This window comes from Sphingomonas sp. Leaf5, from assembly GCF_001421155.1.
Lineage (GTDB): Bacteria > Pseudomonadota > Alphaproteobacteria > Sphingomonadales > Sphingomonadaceae > Sphingomonas.
In genome coordinates this window covers 197,681-213,892 of the sequence record NZ_LMJZ01000012.1, presented here as the reverse complement: position 1 = coordinate 213,892, position 16,212 = coordinate 197,681, and the positions used below count along the sequence as shown (strand labels likewise).

At 66.3% G+C, this 16,212-nt stretch carries 15 protein-coding genes and 1 tRNA gene; 6 read left to right on the top strand and 10 right to left on the bottom strand.

Going from position 1 to position 16,212, the window contains the following annotated elements; genetic code table 11:
• Positions 1-32 precede the first annotated feature (32 nt).
• Both ASE50_RS10080 and ASE50_RS10075 read left to right on the top strand, forming a co-directional pair.
• Positions 33-108: transfer RNA gene (locus ASE50_RS10080), tRNA-Thr, on the top strand.
• Between the two features lie 178 nt (positions 109-286).
• Positions 287-1,279 (top strand): DUF4238 domain-containing protein, encoded by a 993-nt coding sequence (locus ASE50_RS10075; RefSeq protein WP_056501217.1) that lies wholly within the window; start codon positions 287-289, stop codon positions 1,277-1,279.
• On the opposite strand, the gene ASE50_RS10070 is transcribed toward ASE50_RS10075, so the two are convergent.
• The 8 genes from ASE50_RS10070 to ASE50_RS10035 form a co-directional block, all read right to left on the bottom strand.
• Positions 1,276-2,148, bottom strand: coding sequence for a bacteriophage abortive infection AbiH family protein (locus ASE50_RS10070; RefSeq protein WP_056399427.1), 873 nt, complete (start codon positions 2,146-2,148; stop codon positions 1,276-1,278). The genes ASE50_RS10075 and ASE50_RS10070 overlap by 4 nt on opposite strands.
• Positions 2,149-2,164: 16 nt before the next feature.
• Positions 2,165-4,066 carry a DUF4209 domain-containing protein gene (locus tag ASE50_RS10065; RefSeq protein WP_056399424.1) on the bottom strand — a complete coding sequence of 634 codons (1,902 nt, stop codon included), beginning with the start codon at positions 4,064-4,066 and terminating at the stop codon, positions 2,165-2,167.
• 181 nt (positions 4,067-4,247) lie between these two features.
• Positions 4,248-6,098 carry a TniQ family protein gene (locus ASE50_RS10060; RefSeq protein WP_056399416.1) on the bottom strand — a complete coding sequence of 617 codons (1,851 nt, stop codon included), beginning with the start codon at positions 6,096-6,098 and terminating at the stop codon, positions 4,248-4,250.
• Positions 6,099-6,102: 4 nt separating this feature from the next.
• Complete coding sequence (locus ASE50_RS18280) at positions 6,103-7,311, bottom strand: ATP-binding protein (RefSeq protein ID WP_162235914.1); 1,209 nt, start codon at positions 7,309-7,311, stop codon at positions 6,103-6,105.
• A gap of 26 nt (positions 7,312-7,337) precedes the next feature.
• Positions 7,338-9,644, bottom strand: coding sequence for a hypothetical protein (locus ASE50_RS19045; RefSeq protein ID WP_056399402.1), 2,307 nt, complete (start codon positions 9,642-9,644; stop codon positions 7,338-7,340).
• A gap of 26 nt (positions 9,645-9,670) precedes the next feature.
• Positions 9,671-10,483 carry a hypothetical protein gene (locus tag ASE50_RS10045; RefSeq protein ID WP_056399398.1) on the bottom strand — a complete coding sequence of 271 codons (813 nt, stop codon included), beginning with the start codon at positions 10,481-10,483 and terminating at the stop codon, positions 9,671-9,673.
• Between the two features lie 151 nt (positions 10,484-10,634).
• On the bottom strand, positions 10,635-10,907 hold the full coding sequence (locus ASE50_RS10040; RefSeq protein ID WP_056399395.1) for a hypothetical protein: 273 nt from the start codon (positions 10,905-10,907) through the stop codon (positions 10,635-10,637).
• Positions 10,908-11,020: 113 nt separating this feature from the next.
• Entirely contained in the window at positions 11,021-11,812 is a 792-nt protein-coding gene (locus ASE50_RS10035) for a hypothetical protein (RefSeq protein WP_156347387.1), read from the bottom strand.
• 147 nt (positions 11,813-11,959) lie between these two features.
• On the opposite strand from ASE50_RS10035, the gene ASE50_RS10030 reads away from it, so the two are divergent.
• Complete coding sequence (locus tag ASE50_RS10030; protein ID WP_056399389.1) at positions 11,960-13,105, top strand: hypothetical protein; 1,146 nt, start codon at positions 11,960-11,962, stop codon at positions 13,103-13,105.
• A 342-nt stretch (positions 13,106-13,447) separates the two neighbouring features.
• Here the strand turns inward: ASE50_RS10030 and copD are convergent, their stop codons facing one another.
• Together copD and copC are read right to left on the bottom strand one after the other, a co-directional pair.
• Entirely contained in the window at positions 13,448-14,353 is a 906-nt protein-coding gene (copD, locus tag ASE50_RS10025) for a copper homeostasis membrane protein CopD (RefSeq protein WP_056399581.1), read from the bottom strand.
• 19 nt (positions 14,354-14,372) lie between these two features.
• On the bottom strand, positions 14,373-14,744 hold the full coding sequence (gene copC, locus ASE50_RS10020) for a copper homeostasis periplasmic binding protein CopC (RefSeq protein WP_056399385.1): 372 nt from the start codon (positions 14,742-14,744) through the stop codon (positions 14,373-14,375).
• Between the two features lie 126 nt (positions 14,745-14,870).
• On the opposite strand from copC, the gene ASE50_RS10015 reads away from it, so the two are divergent.
• Genes ASE50_RS10015 through ASE50_RS10005 form a run of 3 tightly spaced genes read left to right on the top strand, consistent with a single transcriptional unit; the run spans position 14,871 to position 16,154 of the window.
• Positions 14,871-15,137: a hypothetical protein gene (locus ASE50_RS10015; protein WP_056399576.1), complete on the top strand. Its 267-nt coding sequence runs from the start codon at positions 14,871-14,873 to the stop codon at positions 15,135-15,137.
• On the top strand, positions 15,134-15,574 hold the full coding sequence (locus ASE50_RS10010; RefSeq protein ID WP_056399383.1) for a periplasmic heavy metal sensor: 441 nt from the start codon (positions 15,134-15,136) through the stop codon (positions 15,572-15,574). The genes ASE50_RS10015 and ASE50_RS10010 overlap by 4 nt, the downstream gene beginning before the upstream one ends.
• A 10-nt stretch (positions 15,575-15,584) precedes the next feature.
• On the top strand, positions 15,585-16,154 hold the full coding sequence (locus ASE50_RS10005; RefSeq protein ID WP_056399380.1) for an RNA polymerase sigma factor: 570 nt from the start codon (positions 15,585-15,587) through the stop codon (positions 16,152-16,154).
• The last annotated feature ends 58 nt before the right edge of the window (positions 16,155-16,212 follow it).

Below are 16,212 nucleotides of genomic sequence, written 5' to 3'. Positions count from 1 at the left end.
ATCGCCCGCGTCCAGACGGCACACCGTCCCGGGCCGCTTTAGCTCAGTTGGTAGAGCATCGCATTCGTAATGCGGGGGTCACAGGTTCGAGTCCTGTAAGCGGCACCACTCCCAGTGACATTGCTACTTAGCGCCTTCGCTTTTGCTACTTAGGCGAAGTTTGCGGCGTCCAACCGGCGGCAGTTGCCCAGCCCGGTTGCTAGGCAGGTATGTCCCGTTGCCGTCGGGCGTCCTATCATGCTGACGATCCGCCGGCTTGCCGCTCCGGGGTGTGGGACCTGAGCCGATGACGAATGACACTGATGGAGGTGCGCGCAACCACCACTTCGTCCCGCAATTCTACCTGAAGGGCTTCGCCAAGCCGCGGTCCAAGGACGGCAAGCTTGTCGTCTTCGATCTGAAGGATCGGAAGAACTTCGTCACCCGCCCTCGGAACGTGGCCGCCAAGCGCGACTACAACCGGGTCGATATCGAAGGCCAGGACCCGAACGTCGTGGAAAGCCAGCTTGCGAAGTTCGAGGGGGATGCGGATCAGGCTTTCCGGCGCATCATCGCCTCACGCTCTATCGACGATCGCGAGGACTTCTCCTTTGTCCTAGTGCTTATCGCCCGCATCGCGCTTTCGAACCCGTCCTTCCGCGGTCAACGCGGGAGGCTGATCAGTGACATGGGCTCCATGATGATGCGCAACATGGTGGCGACTCCGGAGCGCTGGGAGGCGGTGACCCGTCAGGCGGGTGCCGAACTGATCGGCGATCCGGTCCCGTATGAGGAGATGCGGGCGATCGTGGAGAGCGGGGGCATTGTTGCGACGGCCGCTCGCGAGACGCTCATCGAGCAGGAGATCGCGCTCTGGCCCGAGATCCTGCCGGTGCTGGAGGCTCGGAAGTGGACGTTACTGATCGCGCCACCGGGTTCTGCCGGCTTCGTGACGTCCGATCGCCCGTTCTCGCTGCGCTGGAACGACGAGGCGATGAACCGTGGTCCCTACGGTGTCGGGCTGGGATGCAGCGAGACGACCCTCGTCTTCCCCATCAGCCACGACCTCGCCCTGATCGGCAGTTTCGAGGATGGCGCAGGATCGAGCGTGGTGGACGAGCGGATGGTCGCGGCCGTGAACTCGACCATGTTCTTCTCGGCCATGCGTCAGGTCTATGCCCAGGCCGACTTCTCGATCAACGATGCCGGTCGCGTCGTTCGATCCTTCTCAGGAAGCGAGTTGTGGCGTCGGGTGCGGGACCGTCCGGTTGACGATCGCGTGGACGACGCTGGCGCCTAGTCGAACTGGTCGAGCGGAAGGTATCGCACGAGGTCGGGCCGCAGCCCATACGCTCCGAAGCGGGCCATCCGTTCCTGCATATCGCCGTAGACGCTGATCGTCCAACGGGTGGTGGCTAGATCAACCCGCTCCATGATCGCCTCAATGTAGGCCTCATCGACCTCGGCAAGACCATGACCCATGATTATGATGTCGGTGATCGTCGAGAGGCTATCGAAGAATAGAGCATTCCGCTCGATCAGCTTGGCGGTAGGTTTGAAGGTGTCGGAAAAATAGCCATCCACGTATTCGATTCCATCGCGGACCCGCCAATCTTCGTCGGGGCCGACCGGAGCAAAGTTCAGACTGTCCTCGGGCCTACGTTCCCAACCGTGACCGAGGATCAACGAGTCTGTTGGGTCGCCAGCGTATCCGTGGATGTGGAGAATGTTCGAGCGGGGCACGTCATAGACCCGCTCCAGCGTCGTGGTGTAGTTGAAGCTGAGGAAGATCGCGGACCGATCGATGACGAGTGGTCGGTCGACCTCCAGCAGCGTCGGGATGTGGAGGCCGCGGATCCATTCTGCAAATCTTCCACGCAGGCCGGATGACAGGCCGGTGGCTATCTGCTCCAGTTCGTATTGGAAGTCGCCGTGCCCCTCGTCGTCGAGGAACTGCGAGGCGTAGTCGATGGCGTTGTCGGCATCAAACTCGGCCAATCGAGTCTCAAACTCTGCCCAGAAAGCAGCGTCGACTGAGAAGTGTTCGTCCACCAGTCTATAGACGGTGGGATCCGCGTCACGCAGATATTTGGCGAACTCGCCATAAGCGGATGGAATGCCGTGGTGGAGGTCGAAGCCGTTACCGATGATGTAAAGGCGACATGCCATATGGAGTCGCTCGCTTTCAAATCTGCGATGAAGATGACATCGATCTCAATGCTGGAGCAACATGAGTCTCCCAATGAGGCCTGATCGGTAAGATGACGAGAAGATAGATTAGCCAGCAGGCCATTATCGCCTCATCGCTGAAGAAGCGGTTCCAATGCATCTTGCCGTGGGCAAGCTCGTTTCGAAGCGCCGGTCCCGGCCGGAAGTTCAGGAGGCTGTCCATCTCCCAGACGAGCTTCTCGCCCAGTATTGCTTCCAGCTGGCGCCGGAAGGTCGTGAGCAGCACGCTGAGCGAACGATCTCCCTCGATGCCGTCCTCCTCGATCTTCGAAGAGTCGTGCCCGTGCAACTTGAGAAGATGGCGGAGCGAGTTCTCGACCTGGGGGAAGAGCAGATGTCCCGCCGTGACGTAATCACCCTGCCATAGCCGGGCGAACCCGATCGAGAATATGTGATGATGTCCCGCCGGGATGAGACCGCTCAGCTGGACGATGGGGAGCATGTGCTGCTCGTTGATGGAAAAGCGCTCCACTACGGAACGGCGGGCCGGCTCGATGTTCCCATGCACGCGGAAGCGGCGCACGATCTCGAGATGCCTGATGCCATGCTCCTTATACCAGGCTTCGGTCGGCTCGTCCGCGAAGTCGAGTGACGGGCCCCTGGCTATCTCGCGGCCTTCGCTATCGGCGTAGCTCGATGCGAACAGGTTGGAGAGGGGGAAGTCACGGGCCTGTTGCAGAACCGCGGACTTGAGCGCCCCCACGTCGTCCGGAGCCGAGAAGCCGGCGATGTCGCGGAGCGCATCCGATAGTCCGAGTGCGTTGAACTGCTCGTAGGTGCGATCGCGCACCTCCGCGATCCCGTCGAGCGGCATCTCGATGCCATGGACCTCATCCATGGCCTGGTCCTGCAGCTCGCGAAGACGCCTTCGTAATTTCGTGACGCGGTCCTTGGCGTCACCCAGTCCTCGGAACTCGCGGAGCGCCTCCTTGACCCAGTGCGCCTTCGCGGAGCTCTGCGAGACGGTATCCGCCATCGCGAGCGTCTGCTCGATCGCGTTGATCGATGCGTCGCGGCTGCCATCGACGTCACCGGCCTGTGAGAAGGCCTCGGCTGCCAGCGTCCAGCATTCCTTGACGGCCAGCTGGTAGTCCTCAGGTAGTGCGTTGCCGGCCAGATCGGCAACCGCTCCGGCGACCTCGTCGGCCGGGATCACCTTCGTGTGAAGCACCCGCCTGCCGATCTGCGCGAGGGGGAAGAAGGCACGTTCCTCGATCGCGTACCGGAACGCGAGGCGCAGCGTCTCCTCCATCGGTTCGACGTAGGTGAAGCGCTTGGCGATCCGGGAGTTGATCATGAAGCAGCGCTCGAGCGGTTTGACGCAGTCCATGGCGCGCGTGCCGATGTCGGGGAACTGGTGCTCGGCCGTGCCATCGGCGAGGCGGTGGACGATCTCGCAATAGGCCTCGATCGCCGTGCGGCCGGCGCGGCGGACGCCCGTTTCGTAGGCGATGTCGGCGAAGCGGGCGCGGAGCGTGGGATGCAGGATCCTGGGGGCGTATGTAGCTAGGACCTCGCTCTGGTCTCCACTGAAGTCGTGCGGGAGGGCGGTGCGCCGCGTCGCGCTCTGCCACTGCACGCCGAACGGATCGCCCTCCGCTTCGACCCGAAGGTGAAGCCCGACCAGGTTCGCCGTCAGTCGAAGAACTCGTTCGCGGACCGGATCTGCGTTCTCGAGGGTGGTCATCAACTCGGATCGGAACAGGTCTACCAGGACATGGCGATCGAGGCGCCTGACGTCAGCTGTGATCGCGTTGAGATCAACGGCTTCCAAGTCGTCGATCGACACCGGCTCGATGAGCGCCTGCTCCCGAACATCGGGAGAACCCTCGTTATCAAGCATTGTGTTGTCGTCCATTGGGGGCAGCCTGTTCTGGTTTATCGGACAGCAGTCTGCCCGACCCTCTGGCGCTGTGATAGGCCGCCGCGGCAGAGGCTCACTTCGCTCGGCCGCGGGTTGACGCTGTCAGATGCTGGCGCGTCGAGGCAAGAAGAGCGGCACGTGCGCATCGCGGCGTCGCTCTGTCCCGGAGCCTGAGCTAGATCGCGGCGAGCACCTCATCCCGCCACCACCCGAACCGATCAAGGCGCGGACAACCGTCCTCCTCCAGCCGCTTCTCCAACCTCACGCCATTCACCCCGGTGCGCGCGCACAGTTCGGTCAGGGTGATGCGCGTCGCCGCGAGCGTCAGCACCTTGTCCCAATCCATTTCCCAGCCGTCGTCGGCGTCGGCGAACTCTTTCAGAAGGTGGGCGTGCTTGCCGGGCAGGTTGAGGATCTCAAGGGCGTCGCGCTGCGAGCATGTCGGCGGCAGGATGGTAGGCGGGGCGGACGGCAGCGTGCGCAACGAACAAGCGTCCCTCGCACTTACCGCGATTCTGCCGATGCGATCCCCGGTGGCGGTGAACGGGATCGTGCCGACCAGGAGGCGATCTACGATGACGCCCCAAGGCTTGAAGCCGCCACCGATGGCGCGGGCGGCGCGGTGGAGCGCGATCGGGTCGGCGATTGGGCTGACGAGAGGCGTGCCGCCATCCGGCGCAGCGGCGGAGGCTTCTGGATCCACGACCATCGGGAGCGCCGCCGCCCGCAGTGCGGCCTTGAAGCGGGCGAACTCCGCCCGGTGCAGCTGCGGATCGACGTAGTGGGCGATGACGTAGGGGTGGTCAGCGACCGATATGCGGCGCGCGTCTGCGATCTGGGTGATGGCGTAGGCCGGCAGGTCGAGGCTATCCGAGACCTTCTCCGCACTGATGCGGTTGGCGGCGAAGTCGTGGATGTGGTCCACTTCCGCCCGATCGAGGGTCGGAAAGACGCGGTTGGCGCGGATGCAGATGCGGGTCTGCAGGTGACCGTCGCGCCGCGCGGGCGCGAGGACCTGGAGCGGCCGGCCCATCAGCGCCGCCGCGTCCATCATCCCGATCTGTCCGGCCGGCGTCCCGCCGGATTCCGCCGTGATTGGGGCCAACGCGTCCTCGATGGCGGTGCGGACGGTCGGCGGCAGGATGTCGCTGGCCAGCGCCGGGATGTAGTCCGCGGTGCCGGTATAACGGACATTGGCGCGCGACCTCGAGCGGGTCGCGACCGCCGCCTGGAGAGCCGGGACGAGGGAGTCCGGCCACCTGCGGACGAGGCCCGCCGCCTCTGCCACCGCGGTCGCGTACCGGCTGCGGTCACCGGACGGGATGGCCGCGCCGCGCTTCAGGCGATACCCCGTCGGGGACAGCGGCAGCAGCGCCAGCGCGAGCTCGAAGGCCATGCCGCCGTCCCATTCGGCGAGAGCGGGCGGCAGCATCGCGCGGGCGGCGTCGCGGCGGTCCCGGTCCGGATCGAGCAGGCCGATGAGGAAGCCAAGCCCATCGCGCAGCGGACCGTCCACCACATCGGCCGGCTGCCTGTCCAACCGGGTGTTGCAGCGGTCGCAGCGATGGAGGCTCCACGCCTGCCGCCAACCCTGCACCGTCCCGCAGGTGCATGCATCGACGAGGTATTCCCAGGTCTCCGTGCAGCACGGCACCATCATCAGCGACCAGAGCGCCCGGACGTGCGGGCTGATGCCGATGCTCGCCGGCGAGAAGCGGCGGCGCCGGAACGTCATCTCGTCGACGCGGACGGCGGCGCCGAAGAACTCGATGAAGCCCGGGTCGTTCGCGGACGGGTGATAGCGATCGACCACCTCCTCGAGTGGCACCCTGAGGATGTGCGCGAGCAGGCCCCTGTCCAGCGAAGGGGCGATTGCGGCGGTTGGGTTCTGCGCGTGCGGTGCCCCGACCTGCTCGAGGATGACGTGCGACGAGGGCAGGACGTTGCGGACCGCGGCGCGCGTGGCGAGGCTCATCAGGCTTTCGCCGGCGATCGGCGCGACGCGTAGGAGGACGGGGCCGGGCATCGCGTCAGCCGCCCACGCGCAGGCGGAGCGGGTTGTGGTCGATGGTGCCGTCCTGGATGCACCAGGCGTCGATGGCGGCCATGAGGCGGGCATGGCCGATGAACCGCTCCCCCGCGAGCAGCGTCGCCTCGAGCGCGGCTAGGACGATGTTGTGGAACTCGCCGATCAGGCCGTTGCTCGCCTCGCAGAGGTCCTTCGCCAGCGTGGGCTCACCCAGCCCGGACAGTTCCTTCATGACACCCCGACCGACCAGCTCCAGGTCGATCTGGTGGAGGAACTGCGTCCATACCTCGCGACTGCCCGCGTCGGTGTGGACGAACGGCTGCAGGACGACCTGCGGGAGGCAACGGTTCTTGAGCTCACGGTTGCGGGTGAAGAGCGTCTGCGCGTCCGTCGTGCCCATCAGGACGATCGGCACCCATCCCATGGTCAGGATGTTCTTGATGGTGTTCGCGGCGTCCTCGGCGAGGTGCTTCTGCTTGAAGTGGTTCAGCTCGTCGATGACGAGGAGCTCGACCTCGAGCTCGTTGAGCGCGGTCTTGACGCGCTCGAGCAGCAGTTCCGCCTCGCCGCGGGTGGAGTAGCCGTCACCGACCTCGTTGAGGATCGACGTGGCCAGGCTTTTCGGCGTTCCCGTGGTCGACAGCGTCACGTGGAGAATCGGCTTCTTCCGCGGATCCCTGCCAGGCTGGCCTTCGACGTGCCGCTTGAGCAGCTTGGCGCACGTGCTCTTCCCCGAGCCGGACTGGTTCAGGTAGCGGAACGCACGGCGCTGCTGGCCGGCGGGCTGCGACAGGCCCATGATGCGCAGCGTGTCCATCTGGCGGATGCACTCGACCTGTGCCGGCGTCGGCAGGACGATGTTCTCGAACGCCGCCATGCCCTCTCCTGCGATCTGGGCCAGGGATGATGGAGCGGTTACCGGGACCGCAGGAGTCGCGGGCAAGGCCGGTTGCGCCGGCGCCGCTTCCGTCGACACGGAGGTGAGATCCGACGACATGTTCGGCGTCGGCTCTTCGCCGGTGACGCAATCGTCGACGGCATTCTCGTCCGGCTCTACGCACCGCATGACCCCGGCACTCGACGCGCGACTCCTAGTGCCATGTTTTGATGGCATTGTGTTGGAGCGGGTGCGTCGACGGGGCGGCGGGGGTGCTGCGTCCGGCAGGGCTGCGTCGGATGCGGATTGACTCTTCTTCGAGGCGTCGGTCATCGTCGTCCTTCCCTTCACGTTGTCGTTCACTTGTAGCCCTGCCACTGGTGGCCGGCGTCCGACCCGCCCGGGTCCAGCCTGCGGGCGAGGTAGGCGGCGTCCTCCCGGTCCTGCCTCTCCTGCTGGGCCGGGGTGGTCTCGGGTTGGTCCTGGTTGGGTGCCGGGGTCCCGCGCCGATCGCGCTTTCCGCCAGCGTTGGCGCCACCACGGTTCGACGAGCGCGGCGCGATCCGGGTGGCGTCGCCGCGGGTGTTGGTCCGCAGGTCGTGCATGATCCTGCTCTCCATCCCCGAAACCGATCCGGCGACGCGCAGCACCTCGACGGAATCGCCCAGATAGGCGCGTCCCTCGGTGGAATCGGCGAGCCGGGCGGCCGCGTGGCGATCGGCCACCCCGGCGGCTGGAAGGACGGCATCGACCTCCTTGACGAACCTCTCGCGCACGGAGAGCATGTCGTTCTCCTCGGCGAACGCGAGGCCGCGCGCCTTGGCGAAGGCCTTGATCTTCAGATGCAGCCAGAGCGGCAGTCCATCGGAGTAACGGCGCATCGTGCAGGGGATCGGGACGTAGGTGACCAGATGCTCGTCGAAAAGCCATGCGCGACCGATGTCGTTCGGGTCGACCTTGATCTTGACGTTCTTGTAGGTCGGCTTCTTGGTCTGCGACGACGTACCCCGGGCTAGTGCCAGATGGTGCAGGATCTCGACGTTGGAATACGGGTAGCGCTCGTCGGTGTCGTCGCCGCCGCAGCTCAGGCCCTCGATCACCGCGCCCGCGCCGCGGAAGCTGGGGTAGTAGACGTTGCCGATGGCGCGCTCGAACTGATCGATGTCGTAGACCCAGTCGAGCCCGTGGGCGTTGCGCTGCTCAGTCCAGACGTCGAGCGGCGGGCGCTCGCCATGACCCGAGTGATCGTGGGTGTGGTATTTCGCCACGACCATGGCGAAGATCGACCGGAACTGCTCGATTGTCACGATCGCCTGCTTTGACGGATCGTAATCGAACTCCCGCATCAGCGGAATGTCCCAGGTGCCACCCGGAAGCATCTCGCGCAGGATGTTCTCGAGCGTGCCGATGCAACTTTCGACGTGCGGCTTGTGGGTCGGCTCCTTGCTGCCGGCGGCCCTGACCGCCTGGCCGATGTCGCCGCCCGCATCCTGGGCAGAACGCGCGGTCTGGTGCTTTGCGTGGTCGAGGACGGCGTGACCGACGATCTTGCCGCCTACTTCGGCCAGGTCCGGAAAGGTTTCGAACCCCTCGGGAATCCGCTTCGGGGTGGCGATGCTGAGCAGCGTCCGCATGTACGTCGCGTGGCCGGGCGGATCGAACGAGATGTCCCATCCGACGATCGCCCGCGTGAAGACGTCGAGCGCGATGGTGACGGTCGGAACGCCCACGGGAAAGCGGCGCACCGCATCGATGACGAAGACCATCGGGAACGGGGTGTCGTCGATCTGGACGTATTCCAGGAAGCGCGTCGGCTCCTGGGCCACACCACCGCCGCCGTACCGCTGTCGAGCCGCCGCCTGGTTGTAGGCGATGCCCAGACCCTTGGCGCTCTTCGCCTTCCCGACCTCGTTGGTGAAGATGCGCCGCGTGCACATCTTCTTCTTCTTCGCCGGCTTGGCGAGCGCCTCCTGGAACTGGAACATCTCCAGCGGTTTGCCGAGCACGTAGCGCTCGACGTCGTCCTTGGCCTTGCGGAAGTAGGTGTTGACGAACTGCTTGGGCTTGGAGTGAAAGCTCAGCGCCCAGTGTCTGATGATCGCGAGGACGACGGGGTCGATCTTGCGGCGACGCGGACCAAGCCCGCTCTCCGACGCGAAGTCGGCGGGCCGGTAGTCGTTCGGAAGGCCGCGGGTGCGAACCCAGGTGCGAAAGGTCGTGTCGCTGGGCAGGCGGCCATATTCCGCCTTCAGCGCCGCGACGTCGTAATTGTCCTCGAACCAGGCATCGATGCCGCGTTTGCTGAGAGCGCATCCGTCGCCCGCGTGCCACTTCTTGATGGCGTCCTCGCGAAGCGTGAACCAACGGTCGCGCAGCCTCTTCGAACCGTCCTTCGTCTGTGCCTTGACGAGATCTTCCCGCGTCATCTCCTTGCGCCGGGCACGGTTGCGCACGGCGCTCTGGAGCGGGTCCGAGCGCAGGACGAGGCGCTTGGTCGCCATGGCGTCGATGAACTGGGCCGTCGTCGGCCACATCGGCATGCCGGTGACCGGATCGGGCATCTCGAACATCCAGCCCGCGCCGTCCCCGACCATGTGTCGGCCGTTGATCGCGGAACCGCGATAGACGCACTCGCGCCCATCCGCGACGAACAGCGAGCCGATCATCCTGGTCAGAGTGCTCACAGCGGGCCTCAGAAGCGGATCAGGGAGGTGAAGGCGGGTTCGGGCAGCAGCCGCACGCGCGATTTGCCATGGAGGTGGAGGTCGAGGTCGACGTCTACGCGGCCGCGGCAGATCAGGGCGTGCGCCATCGCCGTCCCTCGACGACGATCCGGGTCGAGCGCCTCGCGCAGCTCGCGGAAGGTCGTGTCCGGGGTGCGCAGGACCAATTCCTCGAAGGCGTCGAGGCGGTCTCCGGGCACTGTCGCGGTCTGATGGGCGTAGATGTGGCCGAAGTTGATCTGCCGCTCGCCGCCGCCCCGGATCTGGCGTTCGTACATGACGCGCGGACGCCAGCCGATCGCGGCGGCGACGCGGAATGCGGCCTCCAGCTTGGCGCGTTCCTCGGGGTCGGCGAGGTAGGAGACGTCGGGCTTGCACTCGATTGCCTCCACATGGTCTCCACCCGGACCGCGCACGTGGCGCAGGTGGTCAATGATCCACTCGGCCCGCCCGCCGCCATATGGGTAGCGGAGGCGCGCCCCTTGCGTCCGGTAGTCCAGGACCGAAGGACGCAGTTCACTGTCGACGATGAGGGCGTGCTCCGTGCCGCCTTCGTAGGGGTTGGAGAGCCCGGTCTTCGCCGAATGCTCTTCCCCGGTGTAGTGGCGGTGGGCGTCGCCCATGATTGTGCGGATCGGGCCGCCGTCGTCCGCCACGTAGATGCGCGCGCCGATCCGTGCCGCCGCCGCCGCGTCGGAGCCGTGCTCGACGAACGTGAGACGACGGCCGCCCTCGTCCTCATCGGGGAACGTCTTCGGGAAGACCTCGGACTGGTGTGGCACTGCGTTCTCCGTCTTGGCGGGGGTGTGCGGCGGTGGGTGTCTGCGGCGGCGGCCGTCCGCAGGGAGGTATGGCGCGGGGAACGCAGGTCCCGAGGGTGCGACATCCTTATCCAGGATGCCGGGCCGCCCCGTCTGGTGCGGCCCGAGCGGATCAGCCGACGTACCAGGCTGTGATCAGGCGGGTGTACGGGTCTACGTCGACCTTCAGGTTGACGGGCAGGTGACGGAGCGTGCCATCGTCCTCGAGCATGAAGGTGCCGATATGCGCTTTCCCCGACCGGTTTGCGCGACGCAGGCGCCGGCCGCTCACGATCTGCATTTCCTGGGGGATCCTCACCCCCCGGCCACGGTTGCCACCGAGGGCGGTGATCGCCTTGCGGGCGTTGCGGTTCTCGGTCGAAGCGGACATGCGGATGGTCTTCATGGTCGTGTTCCTTCGGGTTGGGCTGGGCTGGACCGCGCTTGGCTGGGCTGGGCGATCGATCTCGTGCTCGGCGCGGAAGGTCGATTGCAGGCGGGCGGAGCGGTGGCGTTCGCTCAGGTTTCCGTTGGGGAACCTGCCGTGCGGACCGGGCCACTCACGCCGCGGTTCCACCGGCGTCGCGCCCGCGTGACTTCGCGGAGATAAAGCGCCTCGCGCACTGTCATGAGCCTGCGGGCGGTCGGGCGGCGGCCCAACACCGCGTCATGCCCCGCCGTCCACACGGCGTCGATATATCGATCGTTGTCGCGGAGGGTGTTCGGCACGCGCATTGCCTGCGCCAGGAGGCAAACCATCTCGTACGGCTTGGCGGCGCAGATGTTCAGTTCTTCTAGGCGCGCCTCGCGGACGCGATCGATCACATATGTCTTCATCTCCTCGAAATGGTGCGGAGCCTCCCATCCGCCTGTCCTGCGCCGACGGTGGCCGTCCCCGCGATCCAGGCGGATCGAACCGTTGGCGATGCGTTCCGCGAGATCTCCGACGAGCATCGCGGTCATCGGCCCGGATGGCTTCCCGCCCATTCCGGTGAGGATGTTGAAGATCGCCACGTCGCGCAGCGGGTCGGTGCCGGACGGAATGCGCTCGATGAGCTTCAGGATGACGGGGACGTTCTCCGCGACCGCGGCGGGTACGGTCTCAAGCAACTTCTTCGCGGGCGACTTCTTCGCGGGAAGCCTTCGCGGCATCGGGTCTACCGCTTCAGGGACGGGGCGAACGACATCGTTCCAATCGACCGGACCTGGCTTGTGCGACGGCAGGCGGGTCGCCGACTCTTGAATGCGTCGGCGCCGACGCCACGTTGAGGCTCGGGCGACGTCGGCTTCTTTCTGGAGATGGCGAATCATTTTTGCACAATCCTCGACTGGGTGGAGGCCGCCAACTAGGTGGGCCGTCCAGGAGTGTCAATCGGTACTTGTGCAAAAACGTCTGCCGAAAGTCGAAAAATGTGCAGAAAGGTGGCGCGACCTCTCGTGAGCGGCTAGAACGCGGTCATGAATGACGATCTGCGCGACGATGACGACGGCTCGGCCGGACCGGGGACGGGCTCCGCCGAATCGGGTGACGATGCGGGCCACACGGTGCTCATCCCCTTCCTCGGCGATCCGCCGCCCCCGGCCGAGGTTGCCATGTGGGCGGCGATGTCGATGGAACGCCGGGCCAAAGCGATGCAGCGCCTGAAGACGCTCGCGCGATGGCAGGACGGCGAGGGGGACATCCCGCCCGCCCAGGCCGCGGCCGATGCCGGCGTGTCGCTGAACCGCTTCTTCGAGATGGCCAAAGCCTGGCGTGAAGCCAGGTCGCTCAGTTCGCTCGGAACCTTCGCCAAGTCATCCCGCCGCACCGATCCCCGCGAGGTTGCCCTCCAGCGGATCGTGGCTCGGGTGATCGGCAAGTGGCCGACCGGGAGCGTGAGGCAGATGGCGATGGACCTGGGTCAGGCGTTCGAGGAGGCGGGCGGGGGCAAGGTCGGTACGAGCATGCTGCGTCGCGTGGTCGAGGACGAGCTCCGCCGCCGCGAGGTCGAGGGTCAGCTGGGCAACGAGATCCAGTTCGACTGCGGTGCGTGCTCGCTGCTGCGTCCGGACGATTCGCCCTACACGCTGTTCGCCGTGCTCGACCGTGGCAGCCAGCTGCTGCTGGGGGCGGCGCTCGGCGACGTCTCGGACAGTCGGGCCGGCTATGCGGCCGCGGCGGGGGACGCGCTGCGCCGGATCGACGCCGGCCTCTTCGACGGACTGCCGTGGGTCGAGGCCGTGGCGCGCATGGCGCTGGTCGCGGGGCTGGACGCCGACCACTGGGTGGCGCTTCAGGCCCGGATGGCGTCCGCCGGAGTGAAGGCACCGGTGCAGCCGTCGACCAGCCCGAAGCGGTTCGGGCGTTACCTGAAACCGGCGGTGGGTGATCGCCTCGGCCGTCTGGACATGTGGTACGGGCGGACGGTTCCGGACGACGCGCGTGCGCCGAAGGTCGCCGATCGCAGCCTCCGCCTCGATCCGGCGGACGCGGACGCCTTCCTCGCGGTCCAGCTCGACGAGCACGACGCGGATCGTCGTGCGCTGCTTCCCCCGGCACCCGACGCGACCCTGCCCGACGATCTTCTCGTCGCGCTGAGGACGCTGGCGGGCGGTTCGAATTGACCTGACTCGCTATTCAACCGGAGGTGGCACATCGGCCCTGTCAGGCGGACCCGATCAGGGTCTCGATCATCACGTGTTCCGGGTAAGGTTGCGACGGTCGGATATCTCCCGCTTGCGTGCTCAATGTTGGCTCCAGTCGATATGACTCGCCACTTTATGCGCGAGTGACTCCTCATTGCGGCGTGCCGACCTCGACCAGCATTCTTGAAAACGATCGAATAACGGGACGGCTTCAGCCGTCCCAAATGGCATGAGGTGGGGACTTTCCTGCTAGTCAGCTTTCAGGATTGGAATGGTCGAAAGCCGCCGGCACGTGGTGTCACAACCGTTCGGTTGTGACACTTAGGGGGCGAGCGGTTCAAGGGTCCCAAGCCATGCTACCAGCGCAAGAATAGCAATTATGCATCCCGTCTCGGCACCCAAGCTTCGGCGCAACGCGCCAAGCGCGCCGCGATGATCGCTCGCGGCGATCGACGCCTCGAACCGCGGCATCAGGCGAAAGCGATTTAGCGCGGCAAGACCCAGCATGAGGGCGAACAGCGCCAGCTTGGCGAGTAGGAGCTGACCATAGAGCGTCGTCCCTAGCGCCCGGACGTTGCCGGGGCCAACCAGCAGCCAAGCGTTGATGAGGCCGGTGACGACCAGCGTGGTGACAACGATCGTCCCGACCGTGCCGAACCCGTGGAGAGCACGGTACGAGAGCGCGAGGTGCGTGGCATCGACCCGGCGCGCGGGCCGCGCCACCAGCAAGACCAATCCAAGCAGCGCACCAGTCCAGGCCCCCGCCGCGACCAGGTGGAGAATGTCGGCGGCCAGATGCACCCAGCCCACCGTTCCCTCATTCATCGCGCCATGCCCGGTCCAGGCGAGCGTCGCCAGCGACGCGCCCGAGGCGAGCGCGACCACCACCAGCCAAAGCCCGCGCCGAGCCGTGAATAGCGCCGCCAGCGCCGCCACGGCGAGCGCGGCCACCCGCAGCTTCCACGCCGTTCCGATCCCCGGCTGATCGAGCAGCATCCCGATCGCATCGCGATCGACCGGCCAGGGTGGCGTTCCCATCATCGCAGCAGCGAGCAGCGCGAGCGCGACGGCCGAGAGCAGGAGGCCGAGCACCGCACCCGCCACCAGCCAAGGGCGGAGCGCGAGCGCACTGACACGCTCGCCAGCGCGCAGACCATAGAGGCTGAATGCCGACAAGCCGAACAGGCCGCCCAGCACGCCGTAGAGCGCAAAGCGGACGCCGATCATCGGCCAGTCGGCACCCACCTTACTTCACCGCGAAAGCGTAGTTTCCGGCGATCCGGTGCGTATCGGCCGAGACGACGTGCCAGGCGACGCTATAGTTGCCGGCACCCAGCGGCGACTTCGACGCAATGACCAGCGTGCGGCCATCGGCCGCCACCGTGGCGGCGCTCGCGACCTTCATGGGCGCGTGCTTCATGCCGTTCATTCCTGTCATCATCAGGTCCGCGCCCGAGAACTTCGGCATCAGCTTCTCGCTGAATCGCAGCGTGACGCGAGCGGGCGCGGCAACCGTCGCGTTCGGTGCGGGGGTTGCGGAGACGAGCTTGGGATGCGCGTTCGCGGCACCCGCGACGACGAGAAGGGCAGCAGCGGCAGGAACAAACACACGACGCATGGAACACTCTCCAAAAAGGCGGCTACATCCATCTACGCGCCCAGGCCGCCCACCCCTCACCATGCGCCATGAGGGGTAGCGGGCGATCCCGCGTAACATGGAACAAGGGGAGCGGAGGTGAACGACATGAACGATCTTGACGAGGCGCTGACCAGGCTCGCGCGAGCGCCGGTGCCCGAACTGGACGGACTGGAGGCGCGGGTTCTCGCGCAGATCGCGACGCCTCGCGCCACCCAGGCTGGACTTGGCATAGGCGCGATCATGGTCGCGGCGCTCGCGATCGGCGTGATCGGGGCGGGCTTCCCGGCATCACCCAGCGCCGCGGCCTCGATATCCCCGTTAGGGGCAAACTCCCCGTTCGCGCCCTCGACCTTGCTTGTCGGGGCGCAATGAGCGCGCGCGCGCGGCTGATTTTGTGCGTGATCGCGGCGTTCGTCGCCGCGATCGGCGGCGTGTTCGTCGGGCGCGCGCTTTTGCCCGCCCCGGCTCAGCCAGGCGCGGAGCTGCACGACGTGCTGCATCATCGGCTCGCGCTCGACACGAACCAGGAGGCTCGACTGAAAGAGCTGGAGCAGCGGTTCGCGGTCGAACGCCGTGCGCTGGAGCTGGAATTGCGGGCCGACAATGCGCGGCTCGCCGAGGCGATCGAGGCCGAGCATGGCAACGGCCCCCGTGTCGCCGCAGCGGTCGATCGGAGCCACGCCGCGATGGGCGAGCTGCAAAAGGCGACGCTCGCGCATATTTTCGCGATGCGGCAGCTCTTGCGACCCGACCAGACCGCGCAGTTCGACCGGGCGGTGGTGAAGGCGCTCACCGACGACGCCCGTTGAGATCGAGGCGATGAGCCTCGACTGGACGGCGCTTTCCGATGGAGAGCTGGCGACGCTCAGCCTTGCGGGGCGGCAGGCCGCGTTCGCCGAGATCATGCGCCGCCACGGGCAGGCGATCTTTCGGCTGTCCCGAGGGTGCATCGGCGATGCCGACGAGGCGCTGGACTTGTCCCAGGAGACGTTCGTCGCCGCGTATAGAGCGATCGGCCGCTATGACGGCGCGCGTCCGATGCGGACGTGGTTATCGGCGATCGCGCTCAATAAATGCCGCGACTGGACCCGCAAACGAAAGGTGCGGCGGTTCCTGTCGTTCGCGGTCCCGATCGGGGCGGACGCCGAGGCTGTCGTCGATACCGGCGTGGCGGTCGATGACGCCGCGGGCGACCGGCAGGAGCTGGACCGGGTTCGCCGCGCCATTGCCGAGCTGCCGGCGACGTTGAAGGAACCCTTGGTGCTCCACACCATCGAGGGGCTTAGCCAGGCTGACACTGCGGCCGTCCTGTCCATCAGCGAAAAGGCAGTAGAAACCCGGCTTTACCGCGCCCGCGCGAAGCTGCGGGAAAAGCTGGACGCGAGGTAAGGGGTAGCGACCAGGCCCGCGTATCATCGTTGACCACACCAACGCGTCCAATCGACCA